The 19,426-nt window shown below is 68.1% G+C and carries 16 protein-coding genes; 9 read left to right on the plus strand and 7 right to left on the minus strand.

The window, feature by feature from the left end:
- Positions 1-244 precede the first annotated feature (244 nt).
- From ABZV44_RS18275 to ABZV44_RS18285, 3 genes are all read right to left on the minus strand, one after another.
- On the minus strand, positions 245-2,299 hold the full coding sequence (locus ABZV44_RS18275) for an NAD(+) synthase (protein ID WP_354837442.1): 2,055 nt from the start codon (positions 2,297-2,299) through the stop codon (positions 245-247).
- A 91-nt stretch (positions 2,300-2,390) separates the two neighbouring features.
- Complete coding sequence (locus tag ABZV44_RS18280) at positions 2,391-3,284, minus strand: RNA polymerase sigma factor SigF (RefSeq protein WP_354837444.1); 894 nt, start codon at positions 3,282-3,284, stop codon at positions 2,391-2,393.
- Positions 3,285-3,301: 17 nt separating this feature from the next.
- Complete coding sequence (locus ABZV44_RS18285) at positions 3,302-3,724, minus strand: anti-sigma factor (protein WP_354837446.1); 423 nt, start codon at positions 3,722-3,724, stop codon at positions 3,302-3,304.
- Between the two features lie 127 nt (positions 3,725-3,851).
- On the opposite strand from ABZV44_RS18285, the gene rpe reads away from it, so the two are divergent.
- Positions 3,852-4,517 (plus strand): ribulose-phosphate 3-epimerase, encoded by a 666-nt coding sequence (gene rpe, locus ABZV44_RS18290; protein ID WP_354837566.1) that lies wholly within the window; start codon positions 3,852-3,854, stop codon positions 4,515-4,517.
- Positions 4,518-4,524: 7 nt separating this feature from the next.
- Here rpe and ABZV44_RS18295 read toward each other — a convergent pair whose 3' ends face one another.
- On the minus strand, positions 4,525-4,836 hold the full coding sequence (locus ABZV44_RS18295) for a hypothetical protein (RefSeq protein ID WP_354837448.1): 312 nt from the start codon (positions 4,834-4,836) through the stop codon (positions 4,525-4,527).
- Between the two features lie 659 nt (positions 4,837-5,495).
- Between ABZV44_RS18295 and ABZV44_RS18300 the strand changes: the two genes are divergently transcribed.
- From ABZV44_RS18300 to ABZV44_RS18315, 4 genes are all read left to right on the plus strand, one after another.
- Positions 5,496-6,122: a riboflavin synthase gene (locus ABZV44_RS18300; protein WP_354837450.1), complete on the plus strand. Its 627-nt coding sequence runs from the start codon at positions 5,496-5,498 to the stop codon at positions 6,120-6,122.
- A gap of 178 nt (positions 6,123-6,300) precedes the next feature.
- Positions 6,301-7,545: a bifunctional 3,4-dihydroxy-2-butanone-4-phosphate synthase/GTP cyclohydrolase II gene (locus tag ABZV44_RS18305; RefSeq protein WP_354837452.1), complete on the plus strand. Its 1,245-nt coding sequence runs from the start codon at positions 6,301-6,303 to the stop codon at positions 7,543-7,545.
- A gap of 36 nt (positions 7,546-7,581) precedes the next feature.
- Positions 7,582-8,061: a 6,7-dimethyl-8-ribityllumazine synthase gene (ribH, locus tag ABZV44_RS18310; protein WP_354837454.1), complete on the plus strand. Its 480-nt coding sequence runs from the start codon at positions 7,582-7,584 to the stop codon at positions 8,059-8,061.
- A 2-nt stretch (positions 8,062-8,063) separates the two neighbouring features.
- Positions 8,064-8,699: a PH domain-containing protein gene (locus ABZV44_RS18315; RefSeq protein ID WP_354837456.1), complete on the plus strand. Its 636-nt coding sequence runs from the start codon at positions 8,064-8,066 to the stop codon at positions 8,697-8,699.
- Here the strand turns inward: ABZV44_RS18315 and ABZV44_RS18320 are convergent.
- On the minus strand, positions 8,696-10,651 hold the full coding sequence (locus tag ABZV44_RS18320) for a gamma-glutamyltransferase family protein (protein WP_354837458.1): 1,956 nt from the start codon (positions 10,649-10,651) through the stop codon (positions 8,696-8,698). The genes ABZV44_RS18315 and ABZV44_RS18320 overlap by 4 nt on opposite strands.
- 263 nt (positions 10,652-10,914) lie before the next feature.
- Between ABZV44_RS18320 and ABZV44_RS18325 the strand changes: the two genes are divergently transcribed.
- Both ABZV44_RS18325 and ABZV44_RS18330 read left to right on the plus strand, forming a co-directional pair.
- A complete protein-coding gene (locus ABZV44_RS18325) occupies positions 10,915-12,384 on the plus strand; it encodes an amino acid permease (protein WP_354837460.1) in 1,470 nt (489 codons plus the stop codon).
- A gap of 240 nt (positions 12,385-12,624) precedes the next feature.
- Positions 12,625-13,125, plus strand: a complete 501-nt coding sequence (locus ABZV44_RS18330) for a hypothetical protein (RefSeq protein WP_354837462.1) — start codon at positions 12,625-12,627, stop codon at positions 13,123-13,125.
- A 155-nt stretch (positions 13,126-13,280) separates the two neighbouring features.
- On the opposite strand, the gene ABZV44_RS18335 is transcribed toward ABZV44_RS18330, so the two are convergent.
- Positions 13,281-14,951: an FAD-binding dehydrogenase gene (locus ABZV44_RS18335; protein ID WP_354837464.1), complete on the minus strand. Its 1,671-nt coding sequence runs from the start codon at positions 14,949-14,951 to the stop codon at positions 13,281-13,283.
- Positions 14,952-15,076: 125 nt separating this feature from the next.
- On the opposite strand from ABZV44_RS18335, the gene ABZV44_RS18340 reads away from it, so the two are divergent.
- A complete protein-coding gene (locus ABZV44_RS18340; RefSeq protein ID WP_354837466.1) occupies positions 15,077-16,312 on the plus strand; it encodes a crosslink repair DNA glycosylase YcaQ family protein in 1,236 nt (411 codons plus the stop codon).
- Between the two features lie 35 nt (positions 16,313-16,347).
- On the opposite strand, the gene ABZV44_RS18345 is transcribed toward ABZV44_RS18340, so the two are convergent.
- On the minus strand, positions 16,348-17,037 hold the full coding sequence (locus ABZV44_RS18345; protein WP_354837468.1) for a hypothetical protein: 690 nt from the start codon (positions 17,035-17,037) through the stop codon (positions 16,348-16,350).
- A gap of 146 nt (positions 17,038-17,183) precedes the next feature.
- Between ABZV44_RS18345 and uvrC the strand changes: the two genes are divergently transcribed.
- Positions 17,184-19,256, plus strand: a complete 2,073-nt coding sequence (gene uvrC, locus ABZV44_RS18350) for an excinuclease ABC subunit UvrC (protein ID WP_354837470.1) — start codon at positions 17,184-17,186, stop codon at positions 19,254-19,256.
- Positions 19,257-19,426: the final 170 nt, after the last annotated feature.

The following is a 19,426-nucleotide window of genomic DNA, read 5'->3' on the forward strand; positions in this document are numbered from 1 at the left end:
TGGTCATGTTGGTGCGTGGCGCGGACTTACCGACGGTCGCGTAGTTCTGTGTGCTGCAGATCCGTCGGTGGTCGCGTGAGTTTGTGACCCGCAGGTCGACCGGTGGTTGTGTGGGTGCGTGATGCGGAGCTACCAATGGTGGCGTAGTTCTGTGTGCCGCAGGCTATCGGCGGTTGTGCGAACGTGGAGGTCTCCGCGGTCGTGGTTCGGTGCGGGTTGGGCGGTAGCGGATTCGCGGCGGTTGTCAGCCGGGGACGTTGCGGTCGAGCTCGTCGAGCCAGGCGGCGGCCGAGGCATCGCTCGGTGCGCGCCAGTCACCGCGTGGGGACAGGGATCCGCCCGAGCCGACCTTGGGGGCATTCGGGAGGGTGGAGCGTTTGAACTGGCTGGTCTGGATGAAACGGCGCAGGAATTCGGCCAGCCAGTGTTTGACGGCGGGCAGGTCGTATTCGTGGCGCTGGTCGGCGGGGACGAGGTCGGGCCAGCCGCCGCGGGTGCGGTCGGACCAGACATGGTGGGACAGGTAGGCGATGCGGCTCGGCAGGTCGCCGAAGCGGAGCAGGTGGTAGAGGTGGAAGTCCTGGAGTTCGTAGGGGCCGACGGTGGCCTCGGAGCTCTGCGGCGGAGCGTCGCCGTCGGCGGGAATGAGTTCGGGGGAGATCTCGGTGGCGAGAATGGAGGCCAGGACCTCACCCGCCTCGGGCCCCAGCTCGCCGGTGTCGATCGTCCAGGCCACCAGGTATTTGATCAATGTCTTGGGGACCGAGGCGTTCACGCTGTAGTGGGCCATGTGGTCGCCGACGCCGAAGGTGCACCAGCCCAGCGCGAGTTCGCTGAGGTCGCCGGTGCCGACGACCAGGGCATCGTGCAGATTGGCGAGCCGGAACAGGTGTGAGGTGCGCTCGCCCGCCTGCACGTTCTCGTAGGTGACGTCGTACCGCGGAACCCCTTCGGCGGCAGGGTGCTTCAGGTCTCGCAGCATCTGCGTGGCCGATGGCCGGATGTCGATCTCGTGTGCCGTCGCCCCGACCGCCCGCATGAGCCGCCGCGCGTCCTCGAGGGTGCGGGTGCTGGTGGCGAAGCCGGGCATGGTGTACGCCAGGACATTCGAGCGCGGCAGGCCCAGCCGGTCCATGGTCTTGGCGGCCACGATGAGCGCCACCGTGGAGTCCAGGCCGCCGGACACCCCGATCACCACCCGCTGTGATCCGGTGGCGGTCAGCCGTGTGCTCAGTCCCTCCACCTGGATGCGATGCACCTCGGCGCAGCGCTCGTTGCGGCGGGCCGGATCGGCGGGAACGTAGGGGAAGCGCGGGATCTCGCGCCGCAGCGCGACGGTCCCGGCGGGCACGGGCAGCTCGACGTCGATGCGCCGGAACCGTTGCAGCCGCTCCCGATGATCGTGCACGGTGTCGGCGAAGCTGGTGGTGCGCAGCCGGTCCGCGGCCAGCCGCCGCAGATCGATATCGGCGGTGACCACCTGCGGGTGTCCGGCGAACCGCTCGCCCTCCGCCAGCACATTGCCGTTCTCGCACACCAGTGCCTGTCCGTCCCAGGCCATGTCGGTGGTCGACTCGCCGTGCCCGGCAGCCGAATACAGGTACGCGGCGAGATACCGCGCCGAATGTGAGGCGCACAGTTCGCGCCGGTAGTCGGCCTTGCCGATGACGATATTGCTGGCCGACAGATTCACCAGCACACTGGCCCCGGCCAGCGCGGCGAAACCGCTGGGCGGCAACGGTACCCAGCCGTCCTCGCAGATCTCGAGATGGAACACGAAATCCGGCAGGTTGCGTGCGGCGAACAGCAGATCGGCCCCGAACGGCACCCGCTGCCCGGCGATCACCACCTGGTCGTCGAGGGCCTCCCGCGCGGCCGCGAACTGACGCTTCTCGTAGAACTCCCGATAGTTGGGCAGGTAGCTCTTGGGCGCGGCGCCCAGCACCCGGCCCCGGTGAATCACGATGCCGCAGTTGAACAGCCGGCCCTGCGCCCGCACCGGCGCACCCACCACCAGCACCGTCTCGATGGCGGTGCTCTCCTCGATCACGCGCTCGAGTGCCAGGCCGACCGCGGCGTCCAGCGCGTCCTGATGGAACAGGTCGTCGGCGGTGTAGCTGGACAGCCCGAGCTCGGGGAAGATCGTCAGCGCCGCGTGCTCGGCCGCGGCGCGCCGGGCCAGCAGCAGGGTCTGTTCGGCGTTGAAGCTCGGATCGGCGACCCGCACCGGTGGCACGGCCACCGCGACCCGCGCGAACCCGTGCCGATACAGCGAATCGAACGGCAGTTGCTGTGACAACACCGACCCCTTTGCATCCGGCCGAGGCGATCATGACCCGACCGCAATCTACCCATCCTGGGCGCGCGCCGGGGCCCCGGCCACGCCGGAGTCACTCGCGGGCGGATTGTTCCCGCAGGCGGGCAAGGGTTTTCGAGAGGATCCGGGAGACGTGCATCTGCGAGATGCCCATCTGCTGGGCGATCTGGGTCTGGGTCATGGATTCGAAGAAACGCATGGTGAGGATGCGGCGTTCGCGTTCGGGGAGCCCGGCCAGCAGGGGCCGGATGGCCACGTATTCCTCGACGCGGTCGAACTGGGATTCTTCCTCGCCGAGGGTGTCGAGGAGTGAGGCCTCGGTGTCGCGGCCGACGGAGACGGCGTCGATGCTGCTGGGCTGGTAGGCGTTTCCGGCGATGACCGCCTGGGTGACCTCGTCGGCGTCGATCTCGAGGGCGGCCGCGATCTCCTTGGCGGTGGGGGAGCGGCCCAGCTGCTGGGAGAGGGCGTCGATGGCGGAGCCGATGCGCAGGTGGGTTTCCTTGACGCGGCGCGGCACCCGCATGGCCCAGGTGTTGTCGCGGAAGTAGCGGCGGACCTCGCCCATGATGGTCGGCACCGCGAAGGACAGGAAGTTGGAACCGCGGGAGATGTCGAAGCGGTCCACCGCGTGCACCAGCCCCACCCGCGCGACCTGGGTGAGGTCGTCGAAAGGCTCACCGCGGCCGCTGAATTTGCGGGCGATGTGGTCGGCGAGGGGAATGCAGCGGTTGATCAGTTCGGTGCGCAGTGCGGCTCGCCGCCCGGATTCCGGTGCGGCGGCGGCCAGTTCCGCGAACAGCGTGGTGACGTCGTCGTAGCCGGAGACGCTGCGCGCGACCTCCTCGGCCTCGTCGGCGTCGACCGTCTCCTCGGCGGTGTCCTCGGTCTCGGTCTCGTCCGTTTCGGTTTCCCGGTCGTCGCGCGGTTCCTCGGGTCCCGGTGCGTCGGCGGATGCTGCGAACACGTTGTCTCCGTCGGTCACTACGCCTTCCCCCGGACCCGCCGGAACTCCACCGCCGTCGGGTATCCGGAGATCGCCGGATCGAAGGGTTCCTGGGTGGCGGTGACCTCGTCGGAGAGCGTCCGCAGCACGTGCCAGCCGAAGCTGCGCTGGTCCGGTAGCCCCTCGGCCCCGGCGATGCCGCTCACCCGCACGATCAGATCCGAGTCGCCGACGGTGAACACGCACTGCAGCGTGGTGCCCGGCGCGGCGACGGCGATCAGCGTGGAGGCCGCCTCGTCGACGGCGAGCCGGATATCGGCCACCTCGTCCAGGGTGAAATCGCTGAGCAGCACCAGTGTTTCGGCGAGTCCGCGCACGATGGGCAACTGGGAGACGGACGCGGCGACACCGATCTCGACCGGTGTACCTCGCAACCCTTGTTCCGCCGAAATGTTGATCACTCTGTAGAGGCTACCCATTCCGGTGCGCGGCAATCAGCCATTCCCGTTGACGTGGGGGCGATGGGGGGCTGCCGATAGACTGCGGCCCGTGTGCACCTCTTCCTCCCCCTTCCAGCGGCCCGCTCCGATGATCGCCCCGTCCATCCTGTCCGCCGACTTCGCGAATCTCGCGGCCGAACTGCAAGCGATCGAGGGCGCCGACTGGGTGCACGTCGATGTGATGGACAACCATTTCGTCCCGAATCTGACGCTGGGTCTGCCGGTGGTGGAAAGCCTGTTGAAGGTGACCGACATCCCGATGGACTGCCACCTCATGATCGAGAACCCGGAGCGCTGGGCCCCGGGCTACGCCGAGGCCGGTGCCTACAACGTCACTTTTCACGCCGAGGCCACCGACAACCCGATCGCGGTGGCGCGTGACATCCGCGCCGCGGGCGCCAAGGCGGGGCTCTCGGTCAAGCCGAACACCCCGATCGAGCCCTACCTCGAGATCCTGCGCGAGTTCGACACCCTGCTGGTGATGAGCGTCGAACCCGGTTTCGGCGGACAGTCTTTCATCGCGCACGTGCTCGACAAGGCCCGGCAGGTGCGCCGCCTGGTCGACGCCGGTGAGCTGCGCCTGGTCGTGGAGATCGACGGCGGCATCAATATGGACACCATCGAGCAGGCTGCCGAGGCCGGCATCGACTGCTTCGTGGCGGGCTCCGCGGTGTACGGCACCCCGGACCCGGCCGCGACCGTGGAAATCTTGCGGCAGAAGGTGATCGCGGTCGAGGCGGCGTCCGCGCAGTAGCGCGGGCTCAGTGCTGTAGCACCGCTTCGATCACCGATTCCAGCGGCGGAACCGTGTCACTGGAATCGGGGCAGTGCACCCAGGTGCGATATCCCGTCCGCTCGTCGTCGGCGGACGGGAGCACGACCTGCGCTCCCGGGCACGCGACGGTGGCGTAGAGCCGGAACAGGGCGGCGGCCACCGATTTGGTGAGGGATTCGGGCCGGGCGGGGCCGGTGATGAAGGTCCATCGCCGTGCCCGGGGGTGGTGCACGACCGGCCCGGCCAGATCGGCCTGCGCCAGCTGCTGCTGGACGCGTTCGCCGAGGTCGGCGGGCATGGTGATGGCACCGTACCGAGTGCCTATTTCCAACAGGATGTGCCGTGACGTCGGGTCGATCGATGCCGGCAGGTGAAATTCGCGTCGGTACTGTACGCAGCGAACTTCGAGTGTCGAATCGAGAAGCATGGTCACGCCGCACCCCCAACTGTGCCGATTGTGTTGTCTGCCACCTGAATCCGACCCGCGCGGGGTCCAACCTTCCTTCGGTTCTGCTTGCGATGATCGTCACCGCCCGGATGGCCGTGGACACGGTGACCGTTCTGCACTGAACTGCTCGCGGAGAAGTTGAACTGTGGGAATCAGCTGCATAACAATCTTGCGACCATTCTCGCTGCCGCGCAAGATTCTGGGTTGAGCGAGTCGTGAATTGGGTACCAATCCGAGTTGGGCCAGGTCAGGCCATTCAAAGTACCGGTAAATCCCGGCGTTTCAATTGGCGATCGCGACCAATGAGCGCAATTATCCGATCGCACATTGGCGTACGCCCGATTCCGTCCATCCACCGGTATCCAACGCTCCAGTGAACGAGGCCGCATGTCGCCTACGACCCCGCGTCGTTAGGCTGAAGGGGACAGCTGTCCACGCGGGGAATACCGCGTACCGCACCGGCTGTTGGCTCGAGCGGAGCACGCACACGCGATCAGGGAGAGGTACGCATGTTCACAGGCATCGTCGAGGAGCTGGGCGAGATCCTCGCCACCGAGCAGCTGGACGATTCGGCGCGGCTGACCATTCGCGGACCGCTGGTGACCTCCGATGCGGGACACGGTGATTCGATCGCCGTCAACGGCGTCTGCCTCACCGTGGTCGACCGGAAGATCGAGGGCGACACCTTCACCGTCGACGTCATGGCCGAGACCCTGGACCGCTCCAGCATCGGCGGCCTGACCGTGGGCTCCCGCGTCAACCTCGAGCGCGCGGCGGCCGTGAACAGCCGCCTGGGCGGGCACATCGTGCAGGGTCACGTCGACGGCACCGGCACCATCGTCTCCCGCACCCCGTACGAGAACTGGGAGGTCGTGCGAATCTCCCTGCCCGACAGCATCGCTCGCTACGTGGTGGAGAAGGGCTCGATCACCGTGGACGGCATCTCGCTGACCGTCTCGGGCATCGGCCCGGCCGAGGACGCCTTCGCCGACGGCGCCAAGGACTGGTTCGAGGTGTCGCTCATCCCCACCACCCGCGAGCTCACCACCCTGGGCACGGCCCCGGTCGGCACCACCGTGAATCTCGAAGTCGACATCATCGCCAAGTACGTCGAACGGCTCGTGCAGCGCGGCTGACGTCCAAGGTTCGCGGCCCGTCTCGTTCTGGACCGACAGAGCGGGGGAGCGAAGCGGAGGAGCGGAGGAGGGAAGAACGAGACCTCCAGGGCCGCGAACCCGCGACGCCGGAGGCGGCGCAAATTGGACAGTGCCCTACTGTAATGAGGCACCTAATTCGAGATGGAGCACAACAGACGTGACCAGGTTCGACACCATCGAGCGCGCAGTCGCCGACATCGCCGCCGGTAAGGCGGTTGTCGTCGTCGACGACGAGGGCCGGGAGAACGAGGGCGACCTCATCTTCGCGGCGGAGAAGGCGACACCCGAGCTGGTGGCCTTCATGATCCGCTACACCTCCGGTTACATCTGTGTGCCGCTCACCGGGGACGACTGCGATCGCCTGGGCCTGCCGCCGATGTACGCGGTCAACCAGGACAAGCACGGCACCGCCTACACCGTCTCCGTCGACGCCCGCGAGGGCATCACCACCGGTATCTCGGCCGCCGACCGCGCCACCACCATGCGCGTGCTGGCCGACCGCAACGCCAAGTCCGACGATCTGACCCGCCCGGGCCACGTGGTTCCGTTGCGCGCCAAGGATGGTGGCGTGCTACGCCGGCCCGGCCACACCGAGGCCGCCGTGGATCTGGCCCGGATGGCCGGGCTCAGCCCCGCCGGCGTCATCTGCGAGATCGTCAGCCAGAAGAACGAGGGCGATATGGCGCGCACCGAGGAGCTGCGCATCTTCGCCGACGAGCACGATCTGGCGCTCATCTCCATCGCCGACATGATCGCCTGGCGCCGCCGCAACGAGAAGCACGTCAAGCAGGTGGCCGAGGCCAAGCTGCCCACCGAGTTCGGCGACTTCCTGGCGATCGGCTACGAGAGCGAATACGACGACGCCGAGCACGTGGCCCTGGTCATGGGCGATATCGGCGACGGCATGGACGTACTGGTGCGGGTGCACTCGGAATGCCTCACCGGCGACGCCTTCGGCTCGCTGCGCTGCGACTGCGGCCCGCAGCTGGACGCCGCCATGGAGATGATCGCTCAGCAGGGCCGCGGCGTGCTGCTCTACATGCGCGGCCACGAGGGCCGCGGCATCGGGCTGCTGCACAAGCTGCAGGCCTACCAGCTGCAGGACGGCGGCGCCGACACCGTGGACGCCAACCTGGACCTGGGCCTGCCCGCCGACGCGCGCGACTACGGCATCGGCGCTCAGATCCTCGCCGACCTGGGCATCACCTCGATGCGGCTGCTCACCAACAATCCCGACAAGCGTGCCGGGATCGAGGGCTACGGCCTGAGCATCAGCGAGCGGGTGGCGATGCCCGTGCGCGCCAACAAGCACAATCTGCGGTATCTGCGCACCAAGCGGGATCGGATGGGCCACGACCTGGTCGGCCTGGAAGACCTGGACCTGGGCGAAACCGCGAACTGACGCGCCGGAACCGACTACCGAGAGGGCGGAACGAGAATGAGCGGTACAGGCGTACCGACCTTCGAGCTGGCCGATGCCAAGGACCTCAAGCTGGGGATCGTGGCGTCGCGCTGGCACACCACCATCTGCGACGCGCTGGTCGCGAACGCGGAGCGGACCGCCCGGGCCGCGGGCGTCGCCGACATCACCGTGGTCCGGGTCGCCGGCGCGATGGAGCTGCCGGTGGTGGCGCAGGCACTGGCCCGCAGCCATGACGCGGTGGTCGCGCTGGGTGTCGTGATCCGTGGTGAGACACCGCATTTCGAGTACGTGTGCGATTCGGTGACCGCCGGTCTGACCCGGGTGTCCCTCGATGAGAGCACCCCGGTCACCAATGGCGTGCTCACCGTGAACACCGAGCAGCAGGCGCTGGATCGCGCGGGCCTGCCCGGCTCGATCGAGAACAAGGGCGAGCAGGCCGCGGCCGCCGCCCTCGACGCCGCGCTGACCCTGCGCGAGCTGACCCAGACCGTCTAGCCATGCCGGTCGTGCGGATCTGGAAGCGGGACGGCGGCTCCGAGGAGCCGCCCCGCAAGCCTGCCGCCACGCCGGAAACGCCTGCGGCGCACTCCGATCCGCGGGCCGAGCAGAGAGCGGAGTCCGAGGACGCCATGGCCGAGCCGACCGAAACCGAGACACCGGTGCAGCCCGGCACCGCCGCGGGCGATTGGGATCTCGAGGTGCGGCCGCACCACGCCATCGTCACCGTGCGGATCGTGGCGGCGGTGCTGGCGGCCATCTTCATCTTCGGCGGCATCGTGCTGCGGCACGGATCCACCGGCGTGAACTTCCGGGTCTCCGACCAGATCGGCCTGATGGTGTTCGGCCTGCTGCTGGCCGGCGGCGTGCTGACGCTCACCCGGCCCCGGGTGCGGGTCGGCCGGCGCGGGGTGACGGTGCGCAATATCGTGGGCGACAGCGAGTTCCAGTGGAAGGACATCCGCGGGATCTCCTTCCCGGACAAGAAGTCCTGGGCCCGGCTGGAATTGGCGCACGACGAGTACGTGCCCATGATGGCCATCCGCTCCAACGACAAGATGCGCGCCGCCGAGGCCATGGACCGGTTCCGGGAACTCGGCGCCAAGTACAGCGCCGAGAACCAGGACCGACGCTAACACGGGGCGCCGAGCACCGCGCCCTCGCGGCGCGGGTCCGCGCCGCCGATCCAGCCGTTACCGTCGCGGACCAGGGCCGACAGACCGCTGGACTGCGGGGCGACCGAGACCTGGTCGCCGTACTGGCGCAGTTTCTGCACCAGCGGATCGTGGTCGCCGTTGCCGGAGGCGTCGACGGCCGGATGCTCACCACCCACATAGGTGGTGGGGGAGTTGGCCGCGCCGAAGTCGATCATCGACACCGCCTGCTGCGGGTTCATGCCCCAATCCAGCATGCCCACCAGGGTTTTCACCACGAACTGGATGATTACCGCCCCGCCGGGCGAACCGGTGACGTAGCTGAGCGCGCCGCGCGAGCCGTCGGGATTGCGGTCGAAGACCAGGGTCGGGGCCATGGAGCTGCGCGGCCGCTTGCCGGGGTCGAGGCGGTTGGCGATCGGGGCGCCGTCCTTGTCGACCGGTTCGGCCGAGAAGTCGGTGAGCTGGTTGTTGAGGATGAACCCGTCCACGAAATGGAATGACCCGAACGCGGATTCGACCGTGGTGGTCATGGCGGCCGCGTTGCCGTACTTGTCGACGATGGAGATGTGGCTGGTGCCGTGCTCGGGCTGCTGCGGGCCGTTGCCGACCGGCACCGGGCCGAAGTCACCCGGCTTGGCGGTGCCCAGGCTCTTGGCCGGGTCGATGAGCGCCGCACGCTGCTTCAGGTAGCCGGGATCCAGCAGGGTCTGCGGCGAATTGCCCGGCAGCGGAACGAAATCCGAGTCGGCGATGTACTTGTCGCGGTCGGCGTAGGCCAGGCGCTCGGCCTCGGCGATCAGGTGCACGGCCTCCGGGGTGGGTTTGCCGCCGTTGCGGGCGGTGGTGCTGTCGCCGCCGAGGTCCGCCGGTTTCATCGACGCCAGATCGAAGTTGGACAGGATGCCCAGGGTCGCCTCCACCGCGATGCCGCCCGAGGACGGGTTGGGCATGCCGCACACCTCGTGGGTGCGGTAGGGCGAGCACACCGCGGTGCGCTTCTTCGCCCGGTAGGACTGCAGATCCGCCAGGGACAGCAGCCCCGGGGTGCGTCCGCCCGCGGTGGTGGCGGTGGTGTCCACGATGTCCGCGGCGATCGCGCCGGTGTAGAAGGCGTTCGCCCCGTCGGTCGCGATGGCCGAGAGGGTCTTGCCGAAGGCGGGATTGGTGAGCGTGGTGCCGGACGGCTTCGGGCTGCCGTCGGGCTGCAGGAAATACGCCTTGGCATTGTCGTCGCGCGCCAGGTCGGCCTGGGAGTCGGAGATCTGGCTCGCCATCCGCGGTGAGATCTTGAAGCCCTGATCCGCCAGGTTGATCGCCGGGGCGAACAGGTCCTTCCACGGCTGCTTGCCGTGCTCGTCGTGGGCCAGCTCCAGCATCCGCAGCACGCCCGGCGTGCCGACGGAACGTCCGCTGGCCCGCGCATTCGGTTGCGGCACAGTGTGATCGGCGGCGCTGATGTAGCGCAGGTAGTCCTCGGTGGCGGCCGCCGGGGCGGTCTCGCGGCCGTCGTAGGCGTCGACGGTCCTGGTATTGGCGTCGTAGTACATCAGGAACGCGCCGCCGCCGATACCGGTGGCCTGGGGCTCCACCAGATTCAGCACGGTCTGCGCCACGATGAGCGCGTCCGCGGCGGTGCCGCCGTCTCGCAGTACCCGGCAAGCCGCCTCGGTGGCAACGGGATTGGCGGTGGAGACCGCGAAATCGGCGGTGCGCACGGGTGTCATGCCGGTGCGGTAGCCGGTGGCGACCTCGGGGTGCAGGGCCAGATTCGTGCTGCTGGGCCCGGCGGGCACCCCGGAGGTGACCGGAGTTCCGTTGGGGGACACCGTGCACGACGCACTCTGGTTCGTCGAGGACGAACAGGCGGTGACCAATCCGACCAGCAGTAGTAGAGCGGCAGCGCCGCTCCCGATTCGTCGCGAGCGCCTCATGATCGGACTCTAGCGCCGTGGGCCCGCGCGGGCAGGGCTTTGACGGGCCGGATCGGAGGGCTACCAGGGGAAATGCCGGCCGCAGGTCGCTCGAGTATTTCAGCGCCTTCACGGCAATCTCCGAAAAACAATGCTTATTGGTCGCTTGACCGGCCTTCTTTTTGCGAAGGATTTCCTGCTCAGAGTACCGATGTGGAGCTCAGCAAACGGCAAGGTACCCTCAGGCTGCCTCACTTCACGATTGCGGAGGGTTAACCCGGCGAATGACCGAGATCCGGACTACTGCCACCAGCCTCAATGCCGAGGACAGCGGCTATCACAAAGCCCTGAAGCCCCGGCAATTGCAGATGATCGCTATCGGCGGTGCCATCGGTACCGGCCTGTTCCTGGGCGCGGGTGGCCGGCTGCACAATGCCGGCCCATCGCTGTTCCTGGTGTACCTGATCTGCGGCATCTTCGTGTTCTTCATCCTGCGCGCCCTCGGCGAACTGGTATTGCACCGCCCGTCCTCGGGCTCGTTCGTCTCCTATGCGCGCGAATTCTTCGGTGAGAAGGCCGCATTCGTCGCCGGCTGGATGTACTTCCTGAACTGGTCCATGACCGGCATCGTCGACACCACCGCGATCGCCACCTATCTGCACTACTGGGGACCCTTCCAGCCGATCGCGCAATGGCTGCTGGCGCTGGGCGCGCTGATCATCGTGCTCGGCATCAACCTGGTCTCGGTCAAATGGTTCGGCGAGATGGAATTCTGGGCGGCCATGATCAAGGTGGTGGCCCTGGTGACCTTCCTGGTCGTCGGCACCGTCTTCCTGGCCGGGCGCTTCGAGGTCGAGGGCCAGGGCACCGGACTGCGCATGGTCTCCGATGCCGGCGGCTGGTTCCCGACCGGCGTGCTGCCGCTGGTCACCGTCACCTCCGGCGTCGTGTTCGCCTACGCCGCCGTGGAAATGGTGGGCATCGCGGCCGGCGAGACCGAGAATCCGGCCAAGATCATGCCGCGCGCCATCAATTCGGTGATCATGCGTATCGCCGTATTCTATTGCGGCTCGGTGATTCTGCTGGCGCTGCTGCTGCCCTACACCGCGTACAAGGGCGGCGAGAGCCCGTTCGTCACCTTCTTCGGCAAACTCGGTGTCGCGCACATGGGTTCGATCATGAATTTCGTGGTGCTCACCGCGGCGCTGTCGAGTTTGAATGCCGGACTGTATTCGACCGGCCGCATCCTCCGCTCGATGGCGATGAACGGCAGTGCGCCGAAATTCACCTCACGGATGTCCAGTGCCGGTGTGCCGTACGGCGGCATTCTGCTCACCGCCACCATCGCGCTGTTCGGTATCTGGCTGAATTACATTGTGCCGTCGGAGGCTTTCGAAATCGTGCTGAACGTCGCGTCGCTCGGCATTCTGGCTTCCTGGGCGACCATTGTGCTGTGTCAGTTGAAGCTGTTCTACCTGTGGAAGAAGGGGCGGGCGGAGCGTCCGGCGTTCCGGATGTTCGGTGCGCCCTACACCGGCATCGCGACACTGGTGTTCCTCTTCGCGGTGCTGGTGCTGATGGCTTTCGACCATCCGGTCGGTACGTGGACGGTGGCCAGCCTGGTGATCATCGTGCCCGCGCTGGCCATCGGATGGAAGGTCGCCAGCCCGCGGGTGCTGGCCATCGCCAGGCTGCGCGAGGGCTACACCGGCGAGTTCCCGGTGATCCCGCCGATCCCCATGGACGACAAGTAGTTTTCCGCTTCCGGGGGTACACTGAGAAACTCTGTCCGGACCTGCGCTTTCAACGGCCGCACGCGAAATCGCGTGCGGCCGTTATGTGTTCGAGATCACTGTTTCGCATGCTACCTATCGGCTGTGGCCATGGTCATAACTTCGTCAACCAGATTGTCCGGAATCCGAACATTTGGTTAGCGTCAGGTTCAGCGCGTTCGCAGGGGGCGCGCGACCAGGGGTTACTCGATGAGGAGTGCTGTGAGTTCGCAAATGGCCGTTGCCGACGAGGTGGATATGACGCCCGTCGCCGCGGAAAACGGCATTCCAGCCACATTTTTCGAGCGGGTGCTCGACGGGGTGCGGGGGTTGCGCCGTGATGGTTCCGAAATCGACATGCCCGCCCAGGTCCGGGAAACGCAGTACGCCGCGTTCGGCGCGATGGGACTGGCGGTGCTGCACAGCCTGCTGTCCATCACCGGCGGCGTCTCGTGTGTGGTCGGCAGCATCGGCCACTTCTTCGCCGCCTGGGTGACCGGCGGTGTCGCACTGCTGTTCGGGCTGCGCTCGCGCTGGATCTGGGTGACCGCGCTCGGATTGGCCAGCCTGCAGTCCTTCCTGGGCATCTTCACGCTGGTGTCGGCCGAAATGCCCACGGGCGTGGGACCGTTCACCGTGCTCTTCGGCGTCATGGTGTCCGGCGTGGTGCTGGCGCTGCTGCTGCGCCGCGACCTCTACCGCTGGTTCGCGGTGGCACCCTGAAGTGATCGAGCGCCCGGCCGCCCGGACCAATATCCGGGCGGTGGGCGACAACTGATTTCGTGCCCTTCGGGGTAACTCGCCGGGTACGTCCTGAATTGGTTCGGCAGCCAACCGCCGGCACGGGTGCACGGCGGCCAACGGCACTCAGCTGCCCGCTAAAGTTCCGGGGAGGCGGTATTGCCGAGCGCGCGGCCGGCTGCGCGACCGGAGAAGATGCAGCCGCCGAGGAAGGTGCCCTCCAGCGCGTTGTAGCCGTGCACGCCGCCACCGCCGAACCCGGCGACCTCGCCCGCGGCGTAGAGGCCCGGGAACGGGGTGCCGTCGGCGCGGATGACCTGCGAGTCCAGATTGGTCTGCAGGCCGCCCAGCGTCTTGCGGGTCAGGATGTTCAGGCGCACGCCGATCAGCGGGCCGTGCGCGGGATCCAGGATCCTGTGCGGGCTCGCCACCCGGACCTTGTCGCCCAGGAAGCGGCGCGCGTTGTTGACGGCCATCAGCTGGGCGTCCTTGCTGTACTTGTTCTCGACATCCCGGTCGCGGGCCACGATCTGGCGCTCGATGTCGGCGAGGTCGAGGTGCGGGCCGCGCGAGATCTTGTTCATGCCCGCGATCAGCTCGGCCAGGGTGTCGGCGACCACGAAGTCCACCCCGTGCTGCTTGAATGCCTCGACCGGGCCCGGCGCGCCCTTCGCCACCCGGCTCTTGAGGGCCAGCTTCAGATCCTTGCCGGTGAGATCGGGATTCTGCTCCGAGCCCGAGAGCGCGAACTCCTTCTCGATGATCGACTGGTCGAGAATGAACCATGAGTAGTCGTAGCCGGTCGCCAGGATCTGCTTCATGGTGGCATTGGTGTCGAAACCCGGGAAAGCCGGTGCGGTCATGCGCTTTCCATTGGCGTCGAACCACAGCGAGGACGGGCCGGGAATGATGCGGATGGCGTGATCGGGCCAGATCGGATCCCAGTTGTGGATGCCCTCGGTGTAGTGCCACATGCGATCCCGGTTCACGATGCGCCCGCCCGCGGCCTCGGTGATGCCCAGCATGCGGCCGTCCACGTGTGCGGGCACGCCGGAGATCATGTGCTCCGGGCAGGGGCCGAGCCGGTCGGTCGGCCAGTTGCGGCGGATGAGTTCGTGATTGTGGCCGATGCCGCCGGAGGACACGATGACCGCCCGCGCACGGAACTCGAACTCGCTCACGATATTCCGTGAGGACGCGACCCCGCGGGCCTCGGTGGCGGGCTCCAGCACGCTGCCGCGCACGCCGGTCACCGCGTCGTCCTCCACGATCAGCTCGTCGACCCGGTGCCGGAAGGCGAAGCCGACCTGTCCCCGCTGCTCGGCCTCGAGCACCGGCTCGAGGAACACCCGTACCACCTCGGGGCCGGTGCCCCAGGTGAGATGGAAGCGCGGCACCGAGTTGCCGTGCCCGTCGGCGGTCACGCCGCCGCGCTCGGCCCACCCGACCACGGGCGTCACCCGCAACCCGAGATCGTAGAGGTACTGCCGCTTCTCGGTGGCCGCGAACTCCACGTACGCGCGCGCCCACTGCCGGGCCCAGTGGTCCTCGTCCTCACGGTCGAAGCCGGCCGAGCCGAACCAGTCCTGCATGGCGAGCGCGAGGCTGTCCTTGACGCCGAGCCGCCGTTGTTCGGGACTGTCCACGAAGAACAGCCCGCCCAGCGACCAGAACGCCTGTCCGCCCAGGTTGGCGCGGTTCTCCTGATCCAGCACGAGTACGCGGCGTCCCGCCTTGACCAGCTCGTACGTGGCGACGAGACCGGCCAGCCCGGCCCCGACCACGATGACATCCGGATTCTCGATCATGCCCATGATTTCCTTGGTGTCGAAGTTCGATACACGAATGTATCGAACGAGGTCGCTGCTGTACAGGCGCTCGATACAGTGCTGTATCGAACGAGCTTGTCGGTGGGACATGGCATGGTTCGAGTGTGCCGACTTCTTCGTCCGGATCCCTGTCACTCGCGGCGGCGCGCCGCATCGCACTCGCGGCACAGGGCTTCGCCACGGCGCCGCCGAGCGGTACGCCCACCCGGCGGACGGTTCTGAAGGTGCTCGACAGCACCCGGCTGCTGCAGCTGGACTCGGTGTCGGCGGTGGTGCGCGCGCACTACGCCCCGGTGTTCAGCCGGATCGGGGCCTACGACCGGGCGCTGCTGGACGAGGCCGCATGGGGGCACACCGCCCGGCGGCCCCGGCAGCTCATCGAGTACTGGGCGCACGAGGCGGCGCTGATCCCGGTCGAGGACTGGCCGCTCCTGCGCTGGCGCATGGTGCAATACCGGCACGGACGCTGGAACGGGATGCGGCAGGTGCTCGAACGCAATCCGGCCCTGGCCGACGATGTGCTCGGCGTGGTCAAGGAGTTCGGGTCCAGCACGGCGGGCGAGATCGAGCGGCATCTGGAGCTGGATCGGCCACGGGCCAAGGACAATTGGGGCTGGAACTACAGCGACACCAAGGTGGTCTGCGAGGCACTGTTCGCGGCGGGGGAGCTGACGGTGCCGAAACGCGTGGGCTTCCAGCGGCATTACGACCTGGCCGCGAATGTCCTTCCGCCCGAGGTCCTCTCGCGCGAAGCGGATGAAGCCGACGCGGTGCGGGAACTGGTGCGGCGTGCGGCGTGGGCGCACGGCATCGGCACCGAAACCGATCTGCGGGACTACTACCGGCTCAACCGCCGCCAAACCGAGCCCGCCATCGCCGACCTCCTCGACGCCGGAGAGCTGGAGCGGGTCACCGTCGCGGGCTGGGACAAGCCCGCCTACCTGCATGCCGAGGCCCGCACGCCGCGCCGGGTCACGGGCGCGGCCCTGCTGTGCCCCTTCGATCCGCTCATCTTCTTCCGCGACCGCACCGAGCGGCTCTTCGACTTCCACTACCGCATCGAGATCTACACGCCGGAACACAAACGCGTGCACGGATATTACGTCTTCCCGTTCCTGCTCGACGGCGAACTGGTGGCGCGGGTGGACCTGCGCGCCGAGCGCGGGACCGGGCGGCTGCTGGTGCCGGGCGCGTTCGCCGAGCCGGGCCGGGATCACTCGCGGGTGGCGGCCGCACTGGCCGCGGCGCTGCGGGACATGGCCGGCTGGCTCGAACTCGACACCGTCGAGGTGGGCGAAAAGGGCGATCTCGCACCGGCTTTGCGGCACGAGATCGCCTAGCTCCGCGCACCGCGGATCGGAACCGTGCAGGTGGGTCAGAACGGTCCGTCGGTCCAGGCATTCAGCACGATGCCCCGCTTGCCCTCGCCATTGCATTCGATCGTCATCGGGATGAGCGGCCGCGGCGAATCGCCCACGATGAAGGTGGGGGCCTGGTAGCCGCTGCCCACCTGCCGGGTGCCCAGGCACTGCACCACCGCGGCGTACCAGGTATCCGCGGGGCAGGTGAAGGTGGCGGTGTCGAGCGTCCGGTCGATGCGGCAGACCGAGTCGGCGCCGGCGGCCGGCGCCGATACCGCGATCAGGCCCGCCGCGCCGATGCCGAGTGCGGAACCGATCGCGAGCGACCGGCGGCGCGGGTGGAGATGGTGATGGTTCGTCATCGATCGAGCTCCCTCGTAGACGGACAGATCAAGCGAAACAGTTCGTCCCATACTGACCGCGAGGCCCCGCTGGACGGCCGAACCTCGCGGAGATCGGTGTTCCGGCGTGGCGAGTCCTCCGGAACGCGCGGGCGCTGCCGGGCCGCGCCCGTGCTGGGCGACCAGCAGCTCCGGCTCCGAATTCGCCACGGCCCCAGCGCGGATCGGCAGCGGCGTCGGGTGCTCGCGGTAGTCGCCGTAGACGAAGATCGGCCCGGCGGCGGCCTCGGCCGGTACCGAGACCGCCACCAGCGCGGCGGCGGCCAGGCAGACCGCCCCCGCGATGGCGAGCGAGCGGCGCAAACGCAGTCGGATGAGGGCGGTCCCCTCCAGGTGAACGATCTTGCGGATACTTCGTCACCGTGGCCGCCGCGGATGGTCGCCCGGAGGCCCGGCGGGTGTGTCGGAGGCCTTCCCCGCCTGTCGGGGGCACTGACTAACCTGGAGCCGTGGCAGATCCCGCGACCTACCGGCCCGCACCGGGCACCATTCCCGTCGAACCAGGCGTCTACAAGTTCCGGGACAAGTTCGGGCAGGTCATCTATGTCGGCAAGGCGAAAAGCCTGCGCCAGCGCCTGAACTCGTACTTCGCCGACGTGGCCGGGCTGCACCCGCGCACCCGGCAGATGGTGACCACGGCGGCCGGGGTCGAGTGGACCGTGGTGTCCACCGAGGTGGAAGCGCTGCAGCTGGAATACAACTGGATCAAGGAATTCGATCCGCGCTTCAATGTCCGCTACCGCGACGACAAGTCGTATCCGGTGCTGGCGGTCGGCCTCGACGAGGAGTATCCGCGGGTGTTCGTCTACCGCGGCGCGCGCAAGAAGGGCGTGCGGTACTTCGGCCCGTACGCCCATGCCTGGGCCATTCGCGAGACCCTGGATCTGCTGCTGCGGGTGTTCCCGGTGCGCACCTGCTCGGCGGGAGTCTTCAAGCGGCACAGTCAGATCGGGCGGCCGTGCCTGCTCGGCTATATCGACAAGTGCTCCGCGCCGTGCATCGACCGGGTGAGCGCGGCCGAGCACCGGCAGATCGTGGACGACTTCTGCGACTTCCTCTCCGGCAAGACCGATCGCCTGGTCAAGCAGCTCGAGCGCCGCATGCACGAGGCCGCCGACGAACTCGACTTCGAATTGGCCGCCCGCCTGCGCGACGACGTGCAGGCGCTCAAGCGCGCCCTGGAGAAGCAGGCCGTGGTGCTGGGCACCGGCACCGACGCCGATGTCATCGACTTCGCGGTGGACGAGCTCGAGGTCGCGGTCCAGATCTTCCACGTGCGCGACGGCCGGGTGCGCGGGCAGCGCGGCTGGGTGGTCGACAAGTCCGGCGACGCCCTGGACCTCGGGCGGTCGGGCTCGGAGGCGGAAGCCGGCGTAACCACCGAGGGCCCCGGCCCAGGTCCCATCGACCCTGCGGTGGCGGAATCCGGTGGGGAGCTGGCGGCCCTGGTCGAGCAGTTCCTCACCCAGTTCTACGGCGAGCAGACCGCGGTCGCCGCGCAGAGCGGGGACGCGCAGCCCGGGGCCGTGGTCCCGCGCGAGGTGCTGGTCCCGGCCCTGCCCAATGATCATGAGCAGGTTCAGCAGTGGCTCTCGGACCTGCGCGGCTCGGCCGTGCAGCTGCGGGTGCCGCAGCGCGGCGACAAGAAGGCGCTGGCCGAGACCGTGCAGCGCAATGCCCAGGAGGCCCTGGCCCAGCACAAGCTCAAGCGCGCCGGCGACCTGACCGCGCGCTCGGCCGCGTTGCAGGAACTACAGGACGCGCTGGATCTGGACAGCGCGCCGCTGCGCATCGAATGCGTGGACATCTCGCATGTGCAGGGCACCGATGTGGTGGCGTCACTGGTCGTGTTCGAGGACGGCCTGGCCCGCAAGTCCGAGTATCGGCACTACGCCATCAAGGAGGCCGCCGGCGAGGGCCGCTCCGACGACGTCGGCAGCATCGCCGAGGTGACCCGGCGGCGCTTCGGCAAGCTGCGCCGCGACCTGGACGCCGCCGAGGCCGCCGAGCTCGAATCCGGTTCGGACCCGGTCGAATCCAGCCTGCCCGGCATCGATCCGAAGACCGGTAAGCCGCGCCGCTTCGCCTACCCGCCCAACCTGTACGTGGTGGACGGCGGTGCGCCGCAGGTGAATGCCGCCGCCGAGGTGCTCGACGAACTCGGCATCACCGATGTCGCGGTCATCGGGCTGGCCAAGCGCCTGGAGGAGGTGTGGGTGCCGAACGAAGCGGACCCGGTGATCATGCCGCGCACCAGCGAGGCGCTGTATCTGCTGCAGCGGGTCCGCGACGAGGCGCACCGCTTCGCCATCACCTTCCACCGTTCCAAGCGCTCGCGGCGGATGACCGAATCGGTGCTGGATTCGGTGCCCGGGCTGGGCTCGGCGCGCAAGACCGCACTGGTCACGCACTTCGGATCGGTCGCCAAGCTCAAGCAGGCTACGGTGGAGCAGATCACCGAGGTCCCGGGCATCGGCGTGGCGACGGCCAAGGCGGTCCTGGCCGCCCTGCAGCAGCCGTAGCAAGCGTGCGCGGACCTATCGGTTTGCCGCGATGGCGCGTCGAATCGGGACGCACCGGGTAGAGTGCGACACGCCGAATAGCAAAACTGCGACACGCCGTGTGTGCAGGTCGGGAGCAGAAATCACAGCTGTGTCTCGCTCCCGTCGTGTGCCTGCCGCGTTTCCGGGCG

It is taken from the genome of Nocardia sp. NPDC004860, from assembly GCF_040609015.1.
Taxonomy (GTDB): domain Bacteria; phylum Actinomycetota; class Actinomycetes; order Mycobacteriales; family Mycobacteriaceae; genus Nocardia.